This is a genomic window from Telluria sp. BA11, from assembly GCF_056680305.1.
Window position 1 is genome coordinate 4159930 of the sequence record NZ_CM155275.1, and the last position, 19915, is coordinate 4179844.

The window sequence follows — 19915 nt, forward strand, 5'->3', positions numbered from 1 at the left end:
CGACCCTATGCCGAACTCCAACGTACCAGTCATCACCATCGACGGCCCGACCGCTTCCGGCAAGGGCACCGTGGCCAGCCGCATCGCCGACCGCCTGGGTTTTCACCTGCTCGACTCAGGCGCGCTGTATCGCCTGACGGCGCTGCAGGCACTGCGCGGCGCGCTGCCGCTGTCGGACGAAGCTGGCATCGCGAAGCTGGCCCAGCAACTGCCGGCGCGCTTCCGGGATGACGTGATCTACCTGGCGGATGAGGATGTAAGCCACGCGATCCGCGCGGAAGAGGTGGGCAATATGGCGTCGAAAATCGCCGCCTTGCCGGGCGTGCGCCAGGCGCTGTTTGACCTGCAGCTGGGCTTTCGCGCGGCGCCGGGACTGGTGGCCGACGGGCGCGATATGGGCACGGTGATATTTCCCACCGCCAAGCTCAAGGTGTTCCTTACCGCAAGTGCTGAGGCGCGCGCGCAACGCCGGTATAAGCAATTGATTGACAAAGGCTTTTCTGCTAATATGAACGACCTGCTGGCTGATTTACGGGCTAGAGACGAACGCGACACCCATCGCGCAGTCGCTCCCCTGGTCGCAGCAGCTGATGCGCATATCCTGGATACCTCTGCGATGGGGGTCGACCAGGCGGTCGAGCAAGTCCTGGCCTGGTATGCGCAGAAATAAGACTTTGAATGACGTGGTGGCGGTGGTGTCAACCGGTTGTAGTTTGAACCGTTAGGCAGCAGCGCCTGAACGTCATTCCCGCGCAGGCGGGAATCCCGGTTCGATGCGTCACCATTGGCTTGAGTCATCGCCATGGTGGTTTGCAAGTAAATCTGGATCCCCACCTGGGTGGGGACGGTGGTCTTCCGGTTGGCATCTTCGTTGTTGAGGGTGGCAGTCGAAGACCTTGTCCTTTGGTGCTTGCGACAGCATATTGGCCATCGCAAGCGTGTTTTAACCTAACCCAGTTCAGTCCGCACTATCGTCGGTCTGCTGGCTCACATGAAATAACCAACTTTTTTATGTCTACTGCAACTACCCAAGATACTGGTATGGAAAGCTTTGCCGCCCTCTTCGAGGAATCGCTGTCGCGTCAAGACATGCGTTCGGGCGAAGTCATTTCGGCTGAAGTCGTGCGTCTGGATCACAACTTCGTGATCGTCAACGCAGGCCTGAAGTCGGAAGCGTTCATTCCAATCGAAGAATTCAAGAATGACCAGGGCGAACTGGAAGTCGCAGTAGGCGACTTCGTTTCCGTGGCCATCGAGTCGCTGGAAAACGGCTTTGGCGACACCATCCTGTCGCGCGACAAGGCCAAGCGTCTGGCTTCGTGGCTGGCGCTGGAAAAAGCAATGGAATCGGGCGAAATCGTCACCGGTACCGTCAATGGCAAAGTCAAGGGCGGCCTGACCGTTCTGACCAACGGCATCCGCGCGTTCCTGCCGGGTTCGCTGGTTGACACCCGTCCAGTCAAGGACACGACCCCATTCGAAGGCAAGACCCTCGAATTCAAGGTCATCAAGCTGGACCGCAAGCGTAACAACGTCGTGCTGTCGCGCCGCGCTGTCATCGAAGCATCGATGGGCGAAGAGCGTCAGAAGCTGATGGAAACGCTGAAAGAAGGTACCGTCGTTACCGGTATCGTCAAGAACATCACCGACTATGGCGCATTCGTCGACCTGGGCGGCATCGATGGTCTGCTGCACATCACCGATCTGGCATGGCGTCGTGTGCGTCACCCGTCCGAAGTCCTGTCGGTTGGCCAAGAGATCACCGCCAAGGTCCTCAAGTACGATCAAGAGAAGAACCGCGTCTCGCTGGGCGTCAAGCAGCTGGGCGACGATCCATGGACCGGTCTGTCGCGTCGTTACCCACAGAGCACCCGCCTGTTCGGTAAAGTCACGAACCTCACCGACTACGGCGCGTTCGTCGAAGTCGAGCAGGGTATCGAAGGTCTGGTCCACGTGTCCGAAATGGACTGGACCAACAAGAACGTGGCACCAAACAAAGTTGTCCAGCTGGGCGACGAAGTGGAAGTCATGGTTCTGGAGATCGACGAAGAGCGCCGCCGTATTTCGCTGGGCATGAAGCAGTGCAAAGCAAATCCATGGGACGACTTCGGCATGACCCACAAGAAGGGCGACAAGGTCAAGGGTTCGATCAAGTCGATCACCGACTTCGGCGTGTTCATCGGCCTGCCAGGCAACATCGATGGTCTGGTGCACCTGTCGGATCTGTCGTGGACCGAAGCCGGCGAAGAAGCTGTGCGTCGCTTCAAGAAAGGCGACGAACTGGAAGCCGTGGTTCTGGCCATCGACGTCGAGCGCGAGCGTGTTTCGCTGGGCGTGAAGCAACTCGAAGGCGACCCGTTCAACACCTACTCGTCGATGAACGACAAGGGTTCGCTGGTTACCGGCACCGTGAAATCGGTTGAGCCAAAAGGCGCCGTGATCTCGCTGTCGGAAGAAGTCGAAGGCTACCTGCGCGCTTCGGAAATCTCGCGTGACCGCGTTGAAGATGCTGGCACCCACCTGAAAGTCGGCGACACCGTCGAAGCTCTGGTGATCAACATCGATCGCAAGGCTCGCAGCATCCAGCTGTCGATCAAGGCGAAAGACAATGTCGATACGCAAGAAGCCATGAGCAAGCTGTCGAACGACAACAGCGCTGCTTCGGGCACGACCAGCCTGGGCGCACTGCTCAAGGCCAAGTTCGACAACAAGAACTAATCAGGTAACCCCTGAGGAGCTTGCAGATGACCAAATCCGAGCTGATCAACCGACTGGCTGAGCGTTATTCTCAGCTGGTGGCAAAGGATGCGGAATTTGCTGTCAAGACCATCCTCGATGCGATGACCAACGCCCTGGCGACCGGTCAACGCATCGAGATCCGTGGTTTCGGCAGTTTCTCGCTGAACAGCCGTCCGCCGCGCATCGGTCGCAATCCGAAGTCCGGCGACAAGGTGATGGTGCCCGAAAAACGGGTGCCGCACTTCAAGCCGGGCAAGCAGTTGCGCGAGCAGGTGGACGCGATGGTCGGGCAACCGATCATCAACGATTGAGTCAGTGCTGGCACCAAGAAACGGCATCCGCGAGGGTGCCGTTTTTTTTGGCCGGCGCAGTCAGCGTTTTCTGTTGATGACGCTGATAGCAATACTAAGCAATTGTTCTGGCGAAATGATCCGCTCTCCATCCAGCGCCCAACGCCAGCCCAGATAGTTGGGCAGGTAGCGCGACGCCACGCCACGAAAGCCTTGCAGCCAGGCCTTGAAGCGCTGGTGGTAGGCGTTCACGTTCTGCACATGGATGGCAAGATTGCCCAGCCGCCTCGCACGCACCCCGGCGCGCAGATTGACCGCTTCGTGCGCGATCCTGTGCTTGCGTGCAAAGGCTCGGTAGGCAGGATGGCCGTCACTGACGAGCAGCGCCTGCCGATCGAGCCTGGGCAGCAAGTCACGGTCGAGTTGCGCAGCCGTGAGCGTACCGCGACCGGTGAAGGCATCGACCGTGCGCCCCTCGCGGTCGCGCGCGACCAAGATGCAATCGAGTTCACTGGAAATTCCCCGTTTGGCAGCGTGGCCACCACGGCGGCGCGGTGGCCGATTGAGCGTGCGTGAACCTTTCTGTGACTCAAGCAGAAATGTTTCGTCAGCCTCGACGATGCCATTGAGCGCTGCGGGCCGGTCGAGCTTGACCCAATGCAGAAAGCGGTGACGCCAGCGAAAGGCCGTGTTGCGGTGTACGCCAACCCGGTCTGCCGCTTTCCGTACGGTGAGCGAATCGAGCAGCACCTGCGAATACGCGAGCCATTTGGCTTTGAGCCTGAGCCGCGCCAGTGGCGTGCCGGTCAAGTCGTTGAAGGTGCGGCCGCAGGCACAGCAGCGGTAGCGCTGCAAGTCGTTGGCGAACCCGTGCCGGTAGCAGCGCGCGTTGCCGCATCTGGGACAGCAGCGGCCTGACGCTCTGGCCTCAGTGATGAGTGCGACCACCTGATCGAGCCCGGCTGCAGGATGCAGGGCATCGAGCACCGGCGCTGTGGCTGGTTCAGCGAAGGCAATCTTGCGAACCAGCCCTTGAAACGTGGTGCTTTCATGATCGACTCCTGACGCTGGGACAGGGATTTGACCATTGGACTGCTCGTTAGTTCAAAGCTGGTCTCTATTTAACGTTGACTGCGCCTTTTGGCCTGTCGGGTCAGCCAACGGCCCAACGCCGCACGCTATTTTGAAATATGATGGCGGATATGCGACACTTCGCCCTTACACCATTGTCTAGCGGAACCTGTTGATGAAATTCGTCTCGACCATCGTCGGATTTGTCCTGTTCGTCCTGTTTTTCGGTTTCGCGCTGAAGAACACGAAAGAGGTCGACCTGCATTTTTTCCTCGACTATGAACTGCGCGGCCCCCTCGTGCTGATGCTGCTGGCGTTCTTCGTCGCCGGCGCCGCCTTCGGCATCCTGGCCCTGGCGCCGACCGTGTTCCGTCAGCGCCGCGAAAAATGGCAGCACAAGTACACCATCCAGGCTCTGCAAAGCGCCGCCGGTACCGGTGTGGTCGCCACCACGCCACCGCCGCCGGATGCCGTTCCACCGGTTGCACCCCGCCACTAACAACAAGAACACCATGGATTTCGAACTCTGGATGCTGCTTGGCATCCCCTTCTTCTTTGGCCTGGGCTGGCTCGCTGCCCGGGTCGACATTAACGAGGTGGTCTCCGAGTCGCGCACGCTGCCGCGCGGCTATTTCAAGGGCCTGAACCACCTGCTCAACGACCAGCCCGACAAGGCCATCGATTCGTTCATCGAGATCGTCAAGCTCGATCCTGAATCGAGCGACATGCACTTCGCGCTGGGCAATCTGTTTCGCCGTCGCGGCGAGACCGAGCGTGCCATCCGCGTGCACCAGAACCTGCTCGCTCGGCCTGACTTGCCGAGCGAAGAGAAAGCGCACGCGCAGTACGAACTGGGCATCGACTACCTGAAAGCCGGTCTGCTGGATCGCGCAGAGGAATCGTTCAATGGCCTGGCCGACACACCGTATGCGGTGCAGGCGCGCCGTTCGCTGCTGGAAATTTACCAGCGCGAAAAGGAATGGAAGCGCGCCATCGAGGCTGCCGAAGACTTGCAGGCATCTGGCGCCGGCGCGCGCCAGATCGAGATCGCCCAGTTCTATTGCGAACTGGCGGCCGACGCGCTGGTGCACATGGCGCCAAGCGACGCGATGCTGCTGCTGGACAAGGCGCTGGAAGCGAATCGCCACAGCGTGCGCGCGACCATCCTGCGCGGCGACGCGCTGCTGGCCCAGGGCGATGTGGAAGAAGCGCTCAAGACCTGGCGCCGCGTGGAGCAGCAAAGCGTGCCGCACGTGGCCCTGGTGGCTGCGCGCCTGATGGATGGCTACCGCAAGGTGGGCCGCCCGCAGGAGGGCGTGAACCTGCTGCGCTCGTACCTGGCCGAGGCTTCGTCGATCGACCTGATCGAAGTGGTGTTCAAGGCCGTCATCGAGCTCGATGGCGTCGAAGCGGCCAAGGGCCTGGTGGTGGAAGAGCTGCGCCGCAATCCGACGCTGCTTGGCCTGGATAAATTGCTTGAAGCGCGTCTGATGGATGCGCCGGCCCATGTCTGGGAAGAGCTGTCGATGGTCAAGAACCTGGTGCAGCGCTACACGCAGAAGCTGGCGCGCTATCAGTGCAGCCACTGCGGTTTCAAGGCGCGCCAGTTCTACTGGCAATGCCCGGGCTGCAACCGCTGGGATTCGTACCCGCCACGCCGCACCGAAGAACTCAATGTGATGAACTGACGGTTCATCGAACGATCCCAATGACAAGCGATATGCCCATGACCCCGAGCCGCCTGCTGGTGGCCGACGATTACCGCCAGCAGGCGGCCCCTGAACTCTCCGCCGTGCGCCTGCTGGTGGTGGGCGACGTGATGCTCGACCGCTACTGGTTCGGCGACGTCTCGCGCATCTCGCCCGAAGCGCCGGTGCCCGTCGTGCGCATCGAGCGGCGCGAGGAGCGCCTGGGCGGCGCTGCCAATGTGGCGCGCAATGCCGCTGCGCTGGGCGCCTACACGGGCCTGCTGGGCGTGGTGGGGGCCGACGAGGCGGGCGACGAAGTCGAGCGCCTGCTGCAGGGCGCGGGCATCCACAGCTATCTCAAGCGCGACGAGGCGATCTCAACGATCATCAAGCTGCGCGTCATCGGCCGCCAGCAGCAGATGGTGCGCATCGATTTCGAGGATGCGCCGACCGAGACCGTGCTGCGCGACAAGCTCAGCCAGTTCAAGGCGCTGCTGCCCGATTACGACGTGATCATCCTGTCCGATTACAACAAGGGTGCGCTGGTCAATGTCGCCGAGATGATTGCCCTGGCGCGCGCTGCCGGCAAGATCGTGCTGGTCGATCCGAAAGGCGACGATTTCACGCCGTACAAGGGCGCAAGCATCCTCACGCCCAACCGCGCCGAACTGCAGCGCGTCGTCGGCGGCTGGAAGAGCGAGACGCAATTGCTCGAAAAAGCGCAGGCGCTGCGTGTGGACCTTGGCCTGGATGCGCTGCTCTTGACGCGCTCCGAAGAAGGCATGAGCCTGTTCACGGCCGACGAAGTGCTGCATGTGAATGCCGATGCGCGCGAAGTGTTCGACGTATCGGGCGCCGGTGACACGGTGATTGCGACGCTGGCCACGATGCTGGGCACGGGCGCGCCGCTGGGCGAAGCGCTGGTCACGGCCAACCGCGCCGGCGGCATCGTCGTCGGCAAGCTGGGCACGGCCACCGTGACCCGCGACGAGCTGTTTCCGGGTTGAGTCGCGCCTGATCTGCCTCAAGCCCGGCCCGTCAACGACGCGCCGGGCGATCCGTTAGGAGTCCGATGGGCGGCGTCGCCGTCCAGCGTCTTCAACCAACGGAGAAATTCGATGATCAAGAAACTGATGCTTGCCTTTGCCGCGCTGGCTGTCTCGGGCAGCATGGCGTTTGCCCAGGTCGATGTGAACAAAGCCGATGTCGCCGCGCTCGATGGCGTCAAGGGCGTGGGGCCGAGCATGTCCAAGGCCATTCTCGACGAGCGCGCCAAGGGCGAGTTCAAGGACTGGTCCGACCTGCAAACGCGCGTCAAGGGGCTGGGTGACAAGAAGGCCGCCAAGCTGAGCCAGTCCGGGCTGGTGGTCAATGGCAAGGGCAAGGAAGGCGCAGCAGCCAAGCCTGCCGCCGCCAAAGGCGACAAGTCGGCCGCCAAACCGGCCGACGCCAAGACCGCAACATGACATGTATTGACTGACAGCGTCACGGGCGCGTGGCAAGATGTTCCAGCTCTTCAAGATCATGCTTGAACATCATTATCAGAAAGGTCGTCATGCCTCACGCCCGTGTTTCAACCCGTGCTTCAACTGCCTTGCTGGCAGCCCTGCTGGCTGCTTCCGGCGCCGCTTCAGCTGCTGCGCCAGCAACTACGCCCGCAACTACGTCCGCTGCGCCCGCCACACCGAAACAACCCGACATCACCGCGCAGCAAGCCCAGATCACGAAGATCCTGGGTGAAGTCTCGCAGCAGCGCATCGAAGGCCATATCCGCAAGCTGGTCAGCTTCGGCACGCGCCACACGATGTCCGAGACCGAATCGCCAACGCGCGGCATCGGCGCTGCCCGCCGCTGGATCAAGGCCGAGCTCGAGCGCTGCGGTGCCGGCACGCCATTGCAGGTCACGTATGACAGCCATGTGGCGCCCGTCTCGGCGCGCATCACCAAGCCCACCGAGATCGTCAACGTCGTCGCGACGCTGCCGGGCACGCAGGCCGCTTCCAAAGAGCGAATGTACGTGGTCAGCGGCCACTACGACTCGCGCGCTTCGGACGTGATGGACGCCACCTCGGACGCACCAGGTGCAAACGACGACGCATCGGGCACCGCTGCCATCATGGAACTGGCATGCGTGATGGCCAAATACAAGTTCGACGCGACGCTCGTGTTCATGGCCGTGGCCGCCGAAGAGCAGGGCCTGATCGGCGCCCGCCACTGGGCCGTCGGCGCGCGTGAAAAGAACTGGAACGTGGCCGGCATGTTCACCAACGACATCATCGGCAGCTCCAAGGGCGACGACGGCAAGGTCGACAACAAGCAGGTGCGCCTGTTCGCCCAGAGTATCCCGGCGACCAAGGAAATGAGCGAGGCCGTGCGCCAGCTCGTGGCCACGGGCGGCGAGAACGATTCGCTTTCGCGCCAGCTCGCACGCCACACGAAGGAGCAGGGCGAGCGCTACGTGAAAGGCTTCAAGGTCAGCGTGATCCAGCGGCATGACCGCTATCTGCGCGGGGGCGACCACATGCCGTTCCTCGAGCAGGGCTACGCCGCGCTGCGCTTTACCGAACCAGCCGAAGATTTCGCGCACCAGCACCAGGATCTGCGCACCGAGAACGGCAAGGTGTATGGCGACACGATCGACCACGTCGACTTCGACTACATCGCCAAGGTCACACGCGTGAATGGCGCCGCGATGGCCTCGCTCGCAATGGCGCCGGCCGCACCGCAGGAGGTCAAGCTGCGCACCGCGGCCCTGACCAACGATTCCACACTGGTCTGGAAAGCGAATGGCGAGCCCGATCTGGCCGGCTACCGCATCGTCTGGCGCGACACCACCAGCGCCAACTGGGAAGGCTCGAAGTGGGTCGGCAACGTGACGGAAGCCACGCTCGACCTGTCGAAGGACAATGTCTTCTTTGGCGTGCAGGCGGTTGACAAGGACGGCAACGTCAGCGTCGCGACGTATCCGCTGCCGCTGCGTTAATCCGGTATCGCTATCGTGAAATCGTCCATCGTCATGTGCATCATTGCGGTGGGCGGGTGCGTACTCGCGTTGCCGGCTGCGGCGCAGGTCTACAAATGCGTCGATCCCAAAACCGGCGCCAAGACCTATTCCGACTCGGGCTGCGCCCGCAGCGCGCAGCGCACGACGATGGAGGCACTCCCGCCAGTCGTCACGCGTGCGCCGCAGGCAACGCGGCCTGCGCCGGCGCAGGACTGGCGTGCAGAAGACGCGCGTGCGGGCCTGCAGGCAGTCGCGGCCGAGCCGGTCGGCTCGATCGCGCCGCCGCAGGGTGATCCGAACTCGTACGAGTGCGAGCAGGCAAAAAGGAAACTGGCGGTACGCCGAAGCCGCGTCACCAATTTCGCTTCCGATGCCAAAGAACCCATCATCGATGTCAACCGCATCTGCGGTTACTTCATGAATCCAAATCCCATGCCAGGCCAGCTGACGCGCCAGGGTACGCGCTGAACACCATTCCCTGCTGCCGTTTGCAGTCGCGACCGGCGGCTGCGCCGACGCCCGTGTGCGTCTCGGATTAAAATGGTGTTTTGGTATCGCAAGGAATAGAGAACGCAATGGCATACAAGACCATCGAATCCACGATCGGCAACACGCCGCTCGTGCAGCTGCAGCGCCTGCCGGGCGCGGAGTGCGCAGCCCGCAACAACATCATCCTGGGCAAGCTCGAAGGCAATAACCCGGCCGGTTCGGTAAAGGACCGGGCTGCGATGTCGATGCTGCGCGGCGCCGAACTGCGTGGCCAGATCAAGCCGGGCGACACGCTGATCGAAGCGACCAGCGGCAATACCGGCATCGCGCTGGCGATGGCTGCGGCGATCCTCGGCTACAAGATGATCCTGCTGATGCCCGACAACCTGTCGATCGAGCGGCGCCAGAGCATGGCCGCCTATGGTGCGCAGATCATCCTCACGCCAAAGACGGGCGGCATGGAGTACGCGCGCGACATGGCCGAGCAGATGCAGAAAGACGGCCAGGGCATCATCCTCGACCAGTTCGCCAACGACGACAATCCACGCGCGCACTACGAGAGCACGGGCCCGGAAATCTGGCGTGACACCGAAGGGCGGGTCACGCACTTCGTCAGCGCCATGGGCACCACCGGCACCATCATGGGCGTGTCGCGCTATCTGAAGGAGCAGAACGAGGCCGTGCGCATCATCGGCGCGCAGCCCGAAGAAGGCTCGTCGATCCCGGGCATCCGCAAGTGGCCCGAAGCCTACCTGCCGAAGATCTATGACAAGGCGCGCGTCGACCAGGTCGAGAGCGTGAGCCAGGCAGCCGCCGAGCAGATGGCACGCCGCATGGCAGCCGAAGAGGGCATCTTCTGCGGCATTTCGGCCGCCGGCGCCTGTGAAGTGGCGCTGCGCATCGCCCAGACCGTCGAGAACGCGACCATCGTGTTCATCGTCTGCGACCGGGGCGATCGCTACTTGTCCACGGGTGTCTTTCCCGCCTGAGGCAAGGGCGCGGTCAACGTTGATACAAAATTGACTGCGCCATAAAAAAGGCCGCCTGGTGCACAGGCGGCCTTGTCAAATCAGTCCTTGGACTGCCTAGACCTTTCCATCGGCTCCAAGCCAATTTCCTTCGGTCGTCCGCCAATGCGGCGGCTCATACGCCCGCGCGGGCGTATGCACTACTGGTGCCGGCCGTACCATATGGGACGGCCCGTTCAATCCTGGCCAGACGAGAAACGCAGGCGCCCGGAAGCGCCCGGCGTCGCTCAGTCCTTCATTGCCGGGACTGCGCCTTCTTTTGGCTTGAACTGCTTGTCGCTGATGCGGAATTTTGCACGGCGATCGCCCATCAGGTAGCGCAGGTCGCGGATCGACAGGTCGCTCACTTCGTGCATGCGGATCAGCAGCGAGGCGCCGACCGGCAGGCGGTGGTGACGGATTTTCGAGATCACTGGCGGCGCCACTTCCAGCGCGCGCGACAGCGCTGCGTCATTTTTCAGACGCAGGTTCTCGATCAGCGTATCGAGCAGGCGATTCGGGTTGTACTGAAGCAGCTCGTCGCCTTCCGAATCGCTGTTCATATCAATGCCGACTTGGTTAGTCATGATTCATATTCCTTAGGGGTTAGTGCGGAGTCATCAACATCTACAACGTCGAGTCCGGTTTTACTTTCGTAAATTTCTATTCAATTGTACAACTATTTCGATACCGATACTCATGAGCAAGCCGGAATCGTTTCTTTCGATTCGGTTATCGTTGTCTACTTGCAACAATAGCCGCAATGCAATTCTCTCATATAGTCACGTGAAACAACTATTGTTTTTTGATTAATGAGTAGTGTACGGGCATCCAGCATTTGATGCCGCACAGTATGGGAATTGCTGACTTAATGGAAAGAAAATGGGGAGTATGACTACATTCGTAATATATTTAGTACGAATAATTGCAAGATACTTGCGCATACCCCTGGGGGGTATGCAAGCGAGTGCTGGTCAGCAATATTGAAAGTTGGCAGGAAACTTGTTACAAAGGATTACAAAATTTCCCGCTCGGAAAGTGAACGTGACGTGCCTCACTCCGGCCGGGCAGCGCGCACCGCACGTCCCAGGTCGACTACTGACATTGCATAGAAATAACTGCGATTGTATTTGGTGATGGCATAAAAATTATCGTTGGCGACCCAGTACTCGGTCGGCTCAGCGCCATTTTGCAAGTCGATCAAACCGTACAGGTTCTCCGCCGGCAGCGGCGTGCTGGTGACCACGCCCGCAGCGCGCAGCGCTTCCGGTTTCAGCGTCGCTTCCAGACCGAGTCCGAGCAGTGGTTCCCAGGCGCGCGTTGGCGAGACGTCGGCAGCATACGCGGTCGGCCCGCGGTGCTCGGGGTTCCAGCCATGCTGGATCAGGAAATTGGCCACGCTGCCAATCGCATCGACGCTGGAGCCGCGCAGATCGACGCGGCCATCGTTGTCGAAGTCCACACCATATTTGAGGATATTGCTCGGCATGAATTGCGGCAAACCGACTGCACCAGCGAATGAGCCGAGCAGCGAGAACGGGTCGTAGCCGCGCTCGCGCGCCAGCACCAATGTGTTGGCCAGCTCATCGCGGAAGAACGCCTGGCGCGCCGCCTGGTTCGGTGCGGCCGGATAGGCGAACGCCAGCGTGGTGAGCGAGTCGAGCACGCGGAAGCGCCCGGTGTCGCGGCCATAGATGGTTTCGATGCCGATGATGCCGACGATGATCTCGGCCGGCACGCCATATGCCGCTTCGGCGCGCTTGAGCGCCTCGGCGTTCTCTTCCCAGAAGCGCACGCCGGCACGAATCCGGATCGGCTCGATGAAGCGGGCGCTGTAGGCTTGCCAGTTCTTCGGCTTGCCCGGCGGCGCCGGCTTGACCAGCTGCACGGCCGTATCGATGTAGCGCACCTGGCCAAACAGCGTCTCGAGCGCCGTGCGTTCAAAGCCGTGCTGCGCGACCATTCCCTCGATGAATTCGCGCACCGGTTGCCATTCCAGAAAGTTGACGTGCTCGTTGTCGGTGTCGACGACGCTGGCGGCAGCGGCAGCGGCGCCGGCTGCAGCAACTGGCGCGGCCTTGGCGGCCGTGCGGCGCGCCTTGGACGATTTCGCTTTCGTTGATTTGACTTTCGCTGATTTGGCTTTCGCTGCGGCCCTGGCTTTGGCGGCCTTGGTCTTGGCTTGCGCGCTGCGTGCCTGGGTGTCGGAAGAAGGGGCGGCGAGCGCATCGCCATGCGCGCTGGCGACAAGGGCGAGCGCGGCGAACAGGGTAACAATTAATTTCATCTGACTTGCGACAATAGACGTTTCAAGGTGGCGTGGAGCCGGGGATCGGCTGCGGGCGCGGCGTAGCGCCAGGCGCTGTAACGACGCAGGAAGGCGATGGCGGCCTCGCGGGCGGGCTGGCCCAGGGCCTGCGCGCCGGCGGCGGTAGCAGCATCGGTGGCGAGGATGCGCGCCGCGTAGGCGCTGGGCCCTTCGTCTTGTGCGCGCGGCAGGCCGGCCTGGCCCAGTCGCTTGCACAAGACCGAGTATAGAGCATCGATCGGGTCGATTTCGCGACGGCGCCGCAAAATCTTCATGCCCCACCAGGCCAATCCGGCCAGCACCAGCGCGACGCCGAACGGCCAGCCGAGCAACTTGTCCTGCAAGCCCTGTACGACGCTGCGCTGGCGTTCCGGCGTGTAGTTCAGCACCCACTGGTTCCAGCCGTTGTTGAGCGCGCCCATCGCGTTGCGCACATCGGCCAGCCAGGCGCTGGCTTGCAGTCCGAACGGGTTCACGCCGCGCAGCGCGTCGATCCCGAATGGCGCAGGCCGTTCCGTGGCCCGGTTCGTCCCCGACTGCACGCGCTCCGGCGCCACCGCCGCCGTCGGATCCACGCGCAGCCAGCCGCGGCCTGCGATCCAGACTTCGGCCCAGGCATGGGCATCCGACTGGCGCACCGTCATGAAGCCGTCGATGGGATTGAGTTCGCCCCCCTGGTAGCCGGTCACCACGCGCGCCGGCACGCCGGCCGCGCGCATCAAAAACACGAACGCGCCCGAGTAATGTTCGCAAAAGCCCGAGCGTGTCCCGTACAGGAATTCGTCGACCGTATGGCGCCCGAGCAGCGGCGGGGCCAGCGTGTATTCAAATGGCTGCTCGCGGAACTGGCGCAGCACGGCGTCCACTCGCGCGGCCGGGTCGCCCAGCGCGCGCAAGGCCATGCCGGCAGCCAGGGCGCGCGGGTTGAAGCCATACGGCAGCAGCAGCCAGCGATTGGTGTCCGCCAGTACCGGACCATTCTGCAGCGCATACTCGACGTGCGAGCTGGCGCGGTAGCGCACGCGGCTCGCCAGCGGCGTGTCGGCCGTCAGTTCGAACTGCGGCGAGATGCGCAGCTCGTGGCCCGGCACGACGGGCAATTCGCCCGGCATCTCGAGCGCGAACACCCAGCGCGACTGCGATGGTTCGAGCGTGACTTCGTATTCCAGACCCGGCCCGCCGACCGACAGGCGCAGATTGCGGCCCGATGCGATGTTGTCGCCGCGACGCCAGGTCAGGCCATCGAAGGCGTCGAGCACGGGGCCGCGCCAGTACAACTGAGGCGCCAGCGGCGGACGGCCAAAGAAGCGCACGCGAAACGCCGGCTCTTCGGACAGCGCCAGGTTCGACATCTGGCCCGGCGCCATCTGGTCCGACAAGCCCGAGGTGCCGGCGCCCGCGCCGCCCGGCATGCTCCACAGCGGGCCCTGGATGCGCGGGAACACGAAAAACAGCGCAATCGCAATCGGCGCAGCAAAGGCCAGCATGCGCGCGGCCATCGCCAGGCGCGTGCGCAGCGGCGGCACCGCGCCGGTGAACTGGAACGACAGCTGCGTGGCCAGCAGCAGCAGCACCGACGCGATCATCATGACCGCCGTGCCGATCCCCTGCGCGTAAAAGAAGTTGGTGAGCACCAGGAAGAAGCACAGGAACACCACGACGAACAGGTCGCGCCGCGCGTGCATTTCGAGCATCTTGAAGGCCACCAGCAGCACCAGCATCGCCACGCCGGCATCCTTGCCGAGCAGCGTGTCGTAGCTGAACTGCACGCCGACCATGGCGGCAATCGCGATCGGCAGCAGGACGATGGTCCTGGGCATGCGCTTGCCGCGCAGCGTGATGGCGGCGCGCCAGGCCAGCGTGGCCGCGCACAGCAGCGAAACCCACCACGGCAGGTGCAGCGCGTGCGGCGCCAGCACCAGCACCGCGCTGCCCAGGAGCAGCAGCGTGTCGGCCTTGTCGCGTGGCAGCGGGGTACGCAGGAAGTTCATGCGGGGCCCTCGATGCCGTACAGGGCCAGCGCGCGCAGACACGCCGCCTGGTGCGCCGCGCCACTGCCGGCATCGATGCGCACGGCGCCCAGGTGGAAGGCGTAGGGCAGGGCGCGGCTTTCGGCGTCCAGTACCCAGCGCGTCAGGCGCGCCAGGCGCAGTTCGATGTCAAGGTTGCGTGGCAGGCGGTCGAAGTCGAGCACCAGTTCGTCGCCGCCACCGCCTTCGAAGTGTTTCGTCACCAGCTGGCCGCCGATGCTCGGGTCGAGCCGCGCGATCTGGCGCCACGCCATCTGGCGCGGCGAGTCGCCCGCCTGGTAATTGCGCACGCCGGCAAAGTCGTCATGGCCGGCCGTGCGCACGCTGTTGCCGCCGCCGCCCTGCAGCGGCAGGCCGGGCGCGCCGTCTTCGGGGCGTGGGTAGACCAGCACGCGCGCGGCCGGCCGCCAGTAGCTCCAGGCCACGAACAGGCCGAGGGGAAAGCGCGTCGACAGCTTCACGCGCCCCGGCGCCGCCCAGCCACGCGCGGTGGTCGGCAGCGTGAGCGTGACGGTGGCCTGCGTGCCGGCGGCGATGTCGGCGACATGGCGTGGCTCGGGCCAGTCGGCAAAATCGGCCCGCACGGCGTAGCGCGCCAGGCGCGTGCGGTTGATCACATGCAGCTCGAATTGCGCCACTTCGCCCGCAAACACGGGCGCCGTGCGGCCCTGTTGCAGGCGCAGCTGCGCCAGATTGCGATAGGTGGCCACCATGTCGACCAGCGCGCACGACAAAGCCAGGAAGGTCAGCCCGAAGCCCAGGCCAAGCCCATAATTGACCGAGCCAACCAGCAGCACGGCCAGCAGCAGCACGAAGCCCAGGCCCGCGCGCGACGGCACGATGAACACGCGGCGCTGGCTGATGACCACCTCGCCCGCATCGAGCGCGCCGCCGCGCGGCAGCCATGTGCCGGTCGTGCGGCGCAACCAGCCCCGTAGCGCCAGCGCCATCAGACCGGGACCGCCTTTTGCAGTTGCAGCACCAGGTCGCGGCTGGCCAGCGCCGTGCCGTGCGCGGCGCGCAGTGGCCGCAAGCGGTGCGCGCAGACCGGCACCAGCACGGCCTGGATATCCTCTGGGATCACGTGGTCGCGCCCTTCCAGCGCGGCCCAGGCGCGCCCGGCCTGCAGCAGCGCGATCGCGGCGCGTGGCGACAGGCCCTCGGCGAACATGCCGTTCTGGCGCGAGGCCTGTGCCAGCGCCTGCACATAGGTGATCAGGGCGTCGGACGCGTGGATGGTGCGCAGCTGGTGCCGGGCCGCGGCCAGCTCGGCGGCCTGCATCGCCGGCTGCAGGGTCTTGAGCATCGCGCGCCGGTCTTCGCCCATCAGCAGCGCGCGTTCGGCGGCGGCGTCCGGGTAGCCCAGCGTCAGGCACATCAAAAAGCGGTCGAGCTGCGACTCGGGTAGCGGGAACACGCCGACCTGGTTGGCCGGGTTCTGCGTGGCGATGACAAAGAAGGGCTCGGGCAGGGCGCGCGTGACGCCATCGGCCGAGACCTGGTGTTCTTCCATGGCTTCGAGCAGGCCCGACTGGGTCTTGGGCGTGGCGCGGTTGATCTCGTCGGCCAGCAGCACCTGCGTGAAGATCGGGCCGGGGTGGAACACGAACTCGTTCTTTTCGCGCTCGTAGATCGAGATGCCGGCCACGTCGGCCGGCAGCAAATCGCTGGTGAACTGGACGCGGTTGAAGCGCAGGCCCAGCGAAATGGCCAGCGCGTGCGCCAGCGTGGTCTTGCCGACGCCCGGCAGGTCGTCAAGGAGCAGGTGGCCGCCGGCCAGCAGGCAGGTCAGGGCCAGGCGCACCTGCTGGTCCTTGCCGACCACCACCTGGTTGACCTGGCGTGCGACGGCGTGCAATTTGTTGAACATGGTTGGCTTTACGTTATTCGGTACATGGAACAGGTCATTGGACCTTGAACGTATGGCATGATTGACAAGGCGGCACAGCAGCGCTGTGGCCTGCCGTGGTAGATTAGCGTCATTGGCAATCTTCATACGTCGACAGCAACAAGCCGTCCCAAGGGATTCTATGCGAGAACGGCGTGGCAAGGTGTGAATGGATGAGCACAGGCGGAGACCGAGCATTATGAGTACAGCGATTTACAGCCACCCCGACTGCCTGCGGCACGAGATGGGCGATTGGCACCCCGAGTCCCCGGCGCGCCTGCGGGCCATCGACGACCAATTGATCCTGGCGCGCCTGGATGGCCTGATCGAGCAGCGCAGTGCGCCGCTGGCCGACACGGCGCAGATCCTGCGCAACCACACGGCGGGCGCGCTGGCGCTCGTGCGCGACCATGTGCCCACGACGCCGGGCGACTATTACCCGCTCGATGGCGACACGTCGCTCAATCAGCACAGCTACCAGGCGGCGCTGCGCGCGGCCGGCGCTGCCGTGGCGGCAACCGACGACGTCATCGCCGGCACGGTCACCAACGCCTTCTGCTCGGTGCGCCCGCCAGGCCACCATGCAACGCCGACCGAGCCGATGGGCTTTTGCCTCTTCAATAACGTGGCCATCGCCGCGCGCCACGCGCTCGAGGCGCATGGACTCGAGCGCGTCGCAATCATCGACTTCGATGTCCATCACGGCAACGGCACCGCCGATGCGTTTCGTGACGATCCGCGCGTGCTGATGGCGAGCTTCTTCCAGCACCCGTTCTTTCCCTACACCGAGCCCGAACCGATTACGGCCACCTGCGTGAACGTGCCCGTGCCGGCGCGCTGCGAGGGCGACACCGTGCGCCAGCTGGTGCAGGAGCAGTGGCTGCCGGCGCTGCATGCCTTCAAGCCGCAGATGATTTTTGTCTCGGCCGGCTTCGACGGCCATCGCGACGACGACATGGGCGGCATCGGGCTGGTCGAGGCAGACTATGCGTGGATCACGCGGCAGGTGCTGGCGGTGGCCAACGAGCACGCTGGCGGGCGGATCGTCAGCTGTCTCGAAGGCGGCTATGAGCTGTCGTCGCTGGCGCGCAGCGTCGTGGCGCATCTGAAGGTGCTGGCCGATCTCGAATAGTCGGGAACCGCGCCGGCATTCTGGTCTCTAACGTAGCACCGGCACGCGCCGGGCAGCGAGGAGACCAGCATGAGCGAGGAGACCAGCATGAAACACCGCCGCATCCCGTACACCTTCTACGTTATTTGCACCTTGTGCCTGCTGCTGGCCAGCACCGTGGCGGGCGCCACCAATTACACCCTCTGGATCAATGGCCGCAGCGGCGGCGGCGCGCCCGGCAACTACAGCGACTTTCGCTACTGGGGCCCGGCCGCGACCCCTGCCGGCATCAACAAGCGGGCAGTCAATTGGGACGGCCGTAGCAGCATTGCCTCGCAAAGCGGTCGCGTGCGCGATGCGCTCGACTGCTTCTGCACGGGCCAGAACTGGTGCTATATCGCCACCTACAGCGCGGGCGACCTGCTGCTTGGCTACACACTGGCCAATTACGGCGGCTCGGCGCGCACCGTGACGAACGCCAGCGCGAACGCCAGCGGTGTATGCGCCGCCAGCGGCGGTGTGCAGACGGGCTGGAACCTCAAATGGGTGCGCGTCGCGGCCGGCGCGGCGGGCGGCTCCGAGCTCGCCAACGCCGGCGGCTGGACCACCTCCGAGCCGCTCGTGCAAGACCTCAAGACCAGCACCGCGCGCGCCATGTACAACCACAATGACACCCGCAACGTCTGGTTCTATCGCTACGCGGGCGCGCGCGGCACCGCGTACTCGTTCCTGTTGCCGGGCCAGGACGACGAAGTCGTGGCCTACCACAGCAGCGGCGGCGTGGCCGGCAATGCGGGCCGTTCGCTGTGTAATCCTGGCGACTGGCTGTGCGACGACCTGCGCCTGGGCACCGCGCCGAACCAGGGCGGCAGCGTCAAGTGGAGCTGGCACTCGGTCGTGTTCCGCGACGACGGCGAACGCTTCAACCACTATGGCGACGGCAACTGGGCCGGCATCATCGGAGTCATGCGTGACGCGATGGTCGATACGGCCAACTAGGCGGCGCGCCGTTTGGCTGGCGCTGTTCGTCGCCGCTGCGTTCGTGGTCGGGCTGTTTGGGCACAAGGACGATACGGCGCTGCCACGTGCAGCGTCGGCGCCGCCGGCTGGGTTGCATTTTCTCGGGCCGGTGCCGGTCATGCCCCCCTCCGGCGAAGACCGTAGCGCTCGCCGCCGCCAGCTTGCCGGGCAGGTCCGATTAACGCAGCACACCTATTGCAGCTACCTCCAGCACAGCCGCTATCCGCATGCCTCGCGCCCGGCCGCGCAGCATCCCGACCAGCTGTATCCGAACCAGCCGGTGCGCGAATCGAATCCGATGCGCGTCGCTGGCGGTGACAGCGATCCGGGCGTGCTGGTACAGACCGCGCAGTCGCGCGTCTACCTGGCAGCGGGCGAAACGGTCACGTTGTCGCTGCGCGCCGTCGACGCACACGGCGCCGCGCTGCCGCTGGTGGTCACACGCGCGCTGGCCCACGGGATGGTTGCGCAGGGAGCTCGCCCCGCGCCCAGCGCGACGCTGGCGTTTTCAGAGGATGACGGCGGCAACTGGCGCGCCACGTTCGCGCCGCATGCGGGCGCACTGGCGGGCTTTCACGGCACCATCCGCAGCGAAGTGCGTTTCAGCGCGGCCGGCCGCGCGGGTGTCGTGTTGTTCGATGTGATCCATTCGCCCGAGCTGCCGGCTCTGTGGACCGGCACACCGCGTGAAGCGATCGGCGCGGACGCGCTGGAGTTCATGCTGCCGCTCGATGTGCGCTTGGCCGGCCGCTACGTGGTCAGTGGCCGCATCGACGATGCACTGGGCCGCCCGTTCGCGCTGGCGAGCTTCAACGAACTATTGGGGCAGGGGATGCAGTCGGTAGCGTTGCGCGTGCACGGCAAGCTGCTGCACGACGCCGACCCTGCGCCGCCGTTGCCGCTGGTGCTGCGCGATGTCGAAGGTTATCTGCTGCGTGAGAACGCGGACCCGGACCGGCTGCTGCTGGCGCGCCGCGAGGGCCCCGTGCTGGTCAGCCGCACGCTGTCGCTGGCCGGCGTGCCCGATCACGCGTGGCAGAGCGAGGAACGCAGCCGCTATCTGGCCGAGTATGCGAAAGACCGCGCGGCGGCGCGCGAGCGCTTGGCGGCGTTCGATCCGGCGGCCACCATGCCGCCTCTTGCGTGCAGCGAACCGGGGCTGGTTCAGTAAGGCACCAGCGGCAACTCGACCAGCGCGGACACCGCGATGGCGCAGCACAGCAAGCCCACGCCATACCAGCGTGCCATCGATCGTTTCAGTCTGTCCCGT

19 protein-coding genes are annotated in these 19915 nt (G+C 64.2%); 13 read left to right on the forward strand and 6 right to left on the reverse strand.

Going from position 1 to position 19915, the window contains the following annotated elements; genetic code table 11:
* The first annotated feature begins 7 nt into the window (after positions 1-7).
* The 3 genes from cmk (at position 8) to AC1MGT_RS18295 (ending at position 3050) form a co-directional block, all read left to right on the forward strand.
* Positions 8-670 carry a (d)CMP kinase gene (gene cmk, locus AC1MGT_RS18285; RefSeq protein ID WP_499504316.1) on the forward strand — a complete coding sequence of 221 codons (663 nt, stop codon included), beginning with the start codon at positions 8-10 and terminating at the stop codon, positions 668-670.
* Between the two features lie 341 nt (positions 671-1011).
* On the forward strand, positions 1012-2718 hold the full coding sequence (gene rpsA, locus AC1MGT_RS18290; RefSeq protein ID WP_183550082.1) for a 30S ribosomal protein S1: 1707 nt from the start codon (positions 1012-1014) through the stop codon (positions 2716-2718).
* Positions 2719-2744: 26 nt separating this feature from the next.
* Complete coding sequence (locus AC1MGT_RS18295) at positions 2745-3050, forward strand: integration host factor subunit beta (RefSeq protein WP_183550085.1); 306 nt, start codon at positions 2745-2747, stop codon at positions 3048-3050.
* Between the two features lie 60 nt (positions 3051-3110).
* On the opposite strand, the gene AC1MGT_RS18300 is transcribed toward AC1MGT_RS18295, so the two are convergent.
* Positions 3111-4058 (reverse strand): IS1595 family transposase, encoded by a 948-nt coding sequence (locus AC1MGT_RS18300; RefSeq protein WP_499504317.1) that lies wholly within the window; start codon positions 4056-4058, stop codon positions 3111-3113.
* A 217-nt stretch (positions 4059-4275) separates the two neighbouring features.
* On the opposite strand from AC1MGT_RS18300, the gene AC1MGT_RS18305 reads away from it, so the two are divergent.
* The 7 genes from AC1MGT_RS18305 to cysM all read left to right on the forward strand — a co-directional run bounded on the left by AC1MGT_RS18305 (position 4276) and on the right by cysM (position 10270).
* Complete coding sequence (locus AC1MGT_RS18305; RefSeq protein ID WP_499501467.1) at positions 4276-4599, forward strand: LapA family protein; 324 nt, start codon at positions 4276-4278, stop codon at positions 4597-4599.
* Between the two features lie 13 nt (positions 4600-4612).
* Positions 4613-5788, forward strand: a complete 1176-nt coding sequence (gene lapB / locus AC1MGT_RS18310; RefSeq protein WP_332530738.1) for a lipopolysaccharide assembly protein LapB — start codon at positions 4613-4615, stop codon at positions 5786-5788.
* 38 nt (positions 5789-5826) lie between these two features.
* On the forward strand, positions 5827-6795 hold the full coding sequence (rfaE1, locus tag AC1MGT_RS18315) for a D-glycero-beta-D-manno-heptose-7-phosphate kinase (protein ID WP_499501468.1): 969 nt from the start codon (positions 5827-5829) through the stop codon (positions 6793-6795).
* 111 nt (positions 6796-6906) lie between these two features.
* The gene (locus AC1MGT_RS18320; protein ID WP_499501469.1) at positions 6907-7254 is read left to right on the forward strand and encodes a ComEA family DNA-binding protein; all 348 of its coding nucleotides are present in this window, start codon (positions 6907-6909) and stop codon (positions 7252-7254) included.
* 89 nt (positions 7255-7343) lie between these two features.
* Positions 7344-8771, forward strand: coding sequence for a M28 family peptidase (locus tag AC1MGT_RS18325; protein WP_499501470.1), 1428 nt, complete (start codon positions 7344-7346; stop codon positions 8769-8771).
* A gap of 15 nt (positions 8772-8786) precedes the next feature.
* Positions 8787-9260 (forward strand): DUF4124 domain-containing protein, encoded by a 474-nt coding sequence (locus tag AC1MGT_RS18330; protein ID WP_499501471.1) that lies wholly within the window; start codon positions 8787-8789, stop codon positions 9258-9260.
* A gap of 107 nt (positions 9261-9367) precedes the next feature.
* Positions 9368-10270 (forward strand): cysteine synthase CysM, encoded by a 903-nt coding sequence (gene cysM / locus AC1MGT_RS18335; RefSeq protein WP_499501472.1) that lies wholly within the window; start codon positions 9368-9370, stop codon positions 10268-10270.
* Positions 10271-10536: 266 nt separating this feature from the next.
* Here the strand turns inward: cysM and AC1MGT_RS18340 are convergent, their stop codons facing one another.
* The 5 genes from AC1MGT_RS18340 to AC1MGT_RS18360 form a co-directional block, all read right to left on the reverse strand.
* Complete coding sequence (locus AC1MGT_RS18340; RefSeq protein ID WP_183550106.1) at positions 10537-10875, reverse strand: hypothetical protein; 339 nt, start codon at positions 10873-10875, stop codon at positions 10537-10539.
* Between the two features lie 467 nt (positions 10876-11342).
* Positions 11343-12575, reverse strand: coding sequence for a lytic murein transglycosylase B (gene mltB / locus AC1MGT_RS18345; protein WP_499501474.1), 1233 nt, complete (start codon positions 12573-12575; stop codon positions 11343-11345).
* Positions 12572-14587 carry a transglutaminase TgpA family protein gene (locus AC1MGT_RS18350; protein WP_499501475.1) on the reverse strand — a complete coding sequence of 672 codons (2016 nt, stop codon included), beginning with the start codon at positions 14585-14587 and terminating at the stop codon, positions 12572-12574. The genes mltB and AC1MGT_RS18350 overlap by 4 nt, the downstream gene beginning before the upstream one ends.
* Positions 14584-15576, reverse strand: a complete 993-nt coding sequence (locus AC1MGT_RS18355) for a DUF58 domain-containing protein (RefSeq protein ID WP_499501476.1) — start codon at positions 15574-15576, stop codon at positions 14584-14586. Before AC1MGT_RS18355 ends, AC1MGT_RS18350 begins: the two co-directional genes overlap by 4 nt.
* Positions 15576-16496, reverse strand: coding sequence for an AAA family ATPase (locus tag AC1MGT_RS18360; protein ID WP_499501477.1), 921 nt, complete (start codon positions 16494-16496; stop codon positions 15576-15578). Before AC1MGT_RS18360 ends, AC1MGT_RS18355 begins: the two co-directional genes overlap by 1 nt.
* Before the next feature lie 217 nt (positions 16497-16713).
* Between AC1MGT_RS18360 and AC1MGT_RS18365 the strand changes: the two genes are divergently transcribed.
* The 3 genes from AC1MGT_RS18365 (at position 16714) to AC1MGT_RS18375 (ending at position 19816) form a co-directional block, all read left to right on the forward strand.
* Positions 16714-17646, forward strand: coding sequence for a histone deacetylase family protein (locus tag AC1MGT_RS18365; RefSeq protein ID WP_499501478.1), 933 nt, complete (start codon positions 16714-16716; stop codon positions 17644-17646).
* A gap of 69 nt (positions 17647-17715) precedes the next feature.
* Positions 17716-18624 carry a hypothetical protein gene (locus tag AC1MGT_RS18370; RefSeq protein ID WP_499501479.1) on the forward strand — a complete coding sequence of 303 codons (909 nt, stop codon included), beginning with the start codon at positions 17716-17718 and terminating at the stop codon, positions 18622-18624.
* The gene (locus AC1MGT_RS18375) at positions 18596-19816 is read left to right on the forward strand and encodes a hypothetical protein (RefSeq protein WP_499501480.1); all 1221 of its coding nucleotides are present in this window, start codon (positions 18596-18598) and stop codon (positions 19814-19816) included. Before AC1MGT_RS18370 ends, AC1MGT_RS18375 begins: the two co-directional genes overlap by 29 nt.
* Positions 19817-19915: the final 99 nt, after the last annotated feature.

Excerpts from the sequence above, each read along its gene's own strand:
- cmk (WP_499504316.1), top strand. The coding sequence starts at position 8 with ATGCCGAACTCCAACGTACCAGTCATCACCATCGACGGCCCGACCGCT.
- rpsA (WP_183550082.1), top strand. The coding sequence starts at position 1,012 with ATGTCTACTGCAACTACCCAAGATACTGGTATGGAAAGCTTTGCCGCC.
- AC1MGT_RS18295 (WP_183550085.1), top strand. The coding sequence starts at position 2,745 with ATGACCAAATCCGAGCTGATCAACCGACTGGCTGAGCGTTATTCTCAG.
- AC1MGT_RS18305 (WP_499501467.1), top strand. The coding sequence starts at position 4,276 with ATGAAATTCGTCTCGACCATCGTCGGATTTGTCCTGTTCGTCCTGTTT.
- lapB (WP_332530738.1), top strand. The coding sequence starts at position 4,613 with ATGGATTTCGAACTCTGGATGCTGCTTGGCATCCCCTTCTTCTTTGGC.
- rfaE1 (WP_499501468.1), top strand. The coding sequence starts at position 5,827 with ATGACCCCGAGCCGCCTGCTGGTGGCCGACGATTACCGCCAGCAGGCG.
- AC1MGT_RS18320 (WP_499501469.1), top strand. The coding sequence starts at position 6,907 with ATGATCAAGAAACTGATGCTTGCCTTTGCCGCGCTGGCTGTCTCGGGC.
- AC1MGT_RS18325 (WP_499501470.1), top strand. The coding sequence starts at position 7,344 with ATGCCTCACGCCCGTGTTTCAACCCGTGCTTCAACTGCCTTGCTGGCA.
- cysM (WP_499501472.1), top strand. The coding sequence starts at position 9,368 with ATGGCATACAAGACCATCGAATCCACGATCGGCAACACGCCGCTCGTG.
- AC1MGT_RS18340 (WP_183550106.1), bottom strand. The coding sequence starts at position 10,875 with ATGACTAACCAAGTCGGCATTGATATGAACAGCGATTCGGAAGGCGAC.
- mltB (WP_499501474.1), bottom strand. The coding sequence starts at position 12,575 with ATGAAATTAATTGTTACCCTGTTCGCCGCGCTCGCCCTTGTCGCCAGC.
- AC1MGT_RS18350 (WP_499501475.1), bottom strand. The coding sequence starts at position 14,587 with ATGAACTTCCTGCGTACCCCGCTGCCACGCGACAAGGCCGACACGCTG.
- AC1MGT_RS18355 (WP_499501476.1), bottom strand. The coding sequence starts at position 15,576 with ATGGCGCTGGCGCTACGGGGCTGGTTGCGCCGCACGACCGGCACATGG.
- AC1MGT_RS18360 (WP_499501477.1), bottom strand. The coding sequence starts at position 16,496 with ATGTTCAACAAATTGCACGCCGTCGCACGCCAGGTCAACCAGGTGGTG.
- AC1MGT_RS18365 (WP_499501478.1), top strand. The coding sequence starts at position 16,714 with ATGAGTACAGCGATTTACAGCCACCCCGACTGCCTGCGGCACGAGATG.
- AC1MGT_RS18370 (WP_499501479.1), top strand. The coding sequence starts at position 17,716 with ATGAGCGAGGAGACCAGCATGAAACACCGCCGCATCCCGTACACCTTC.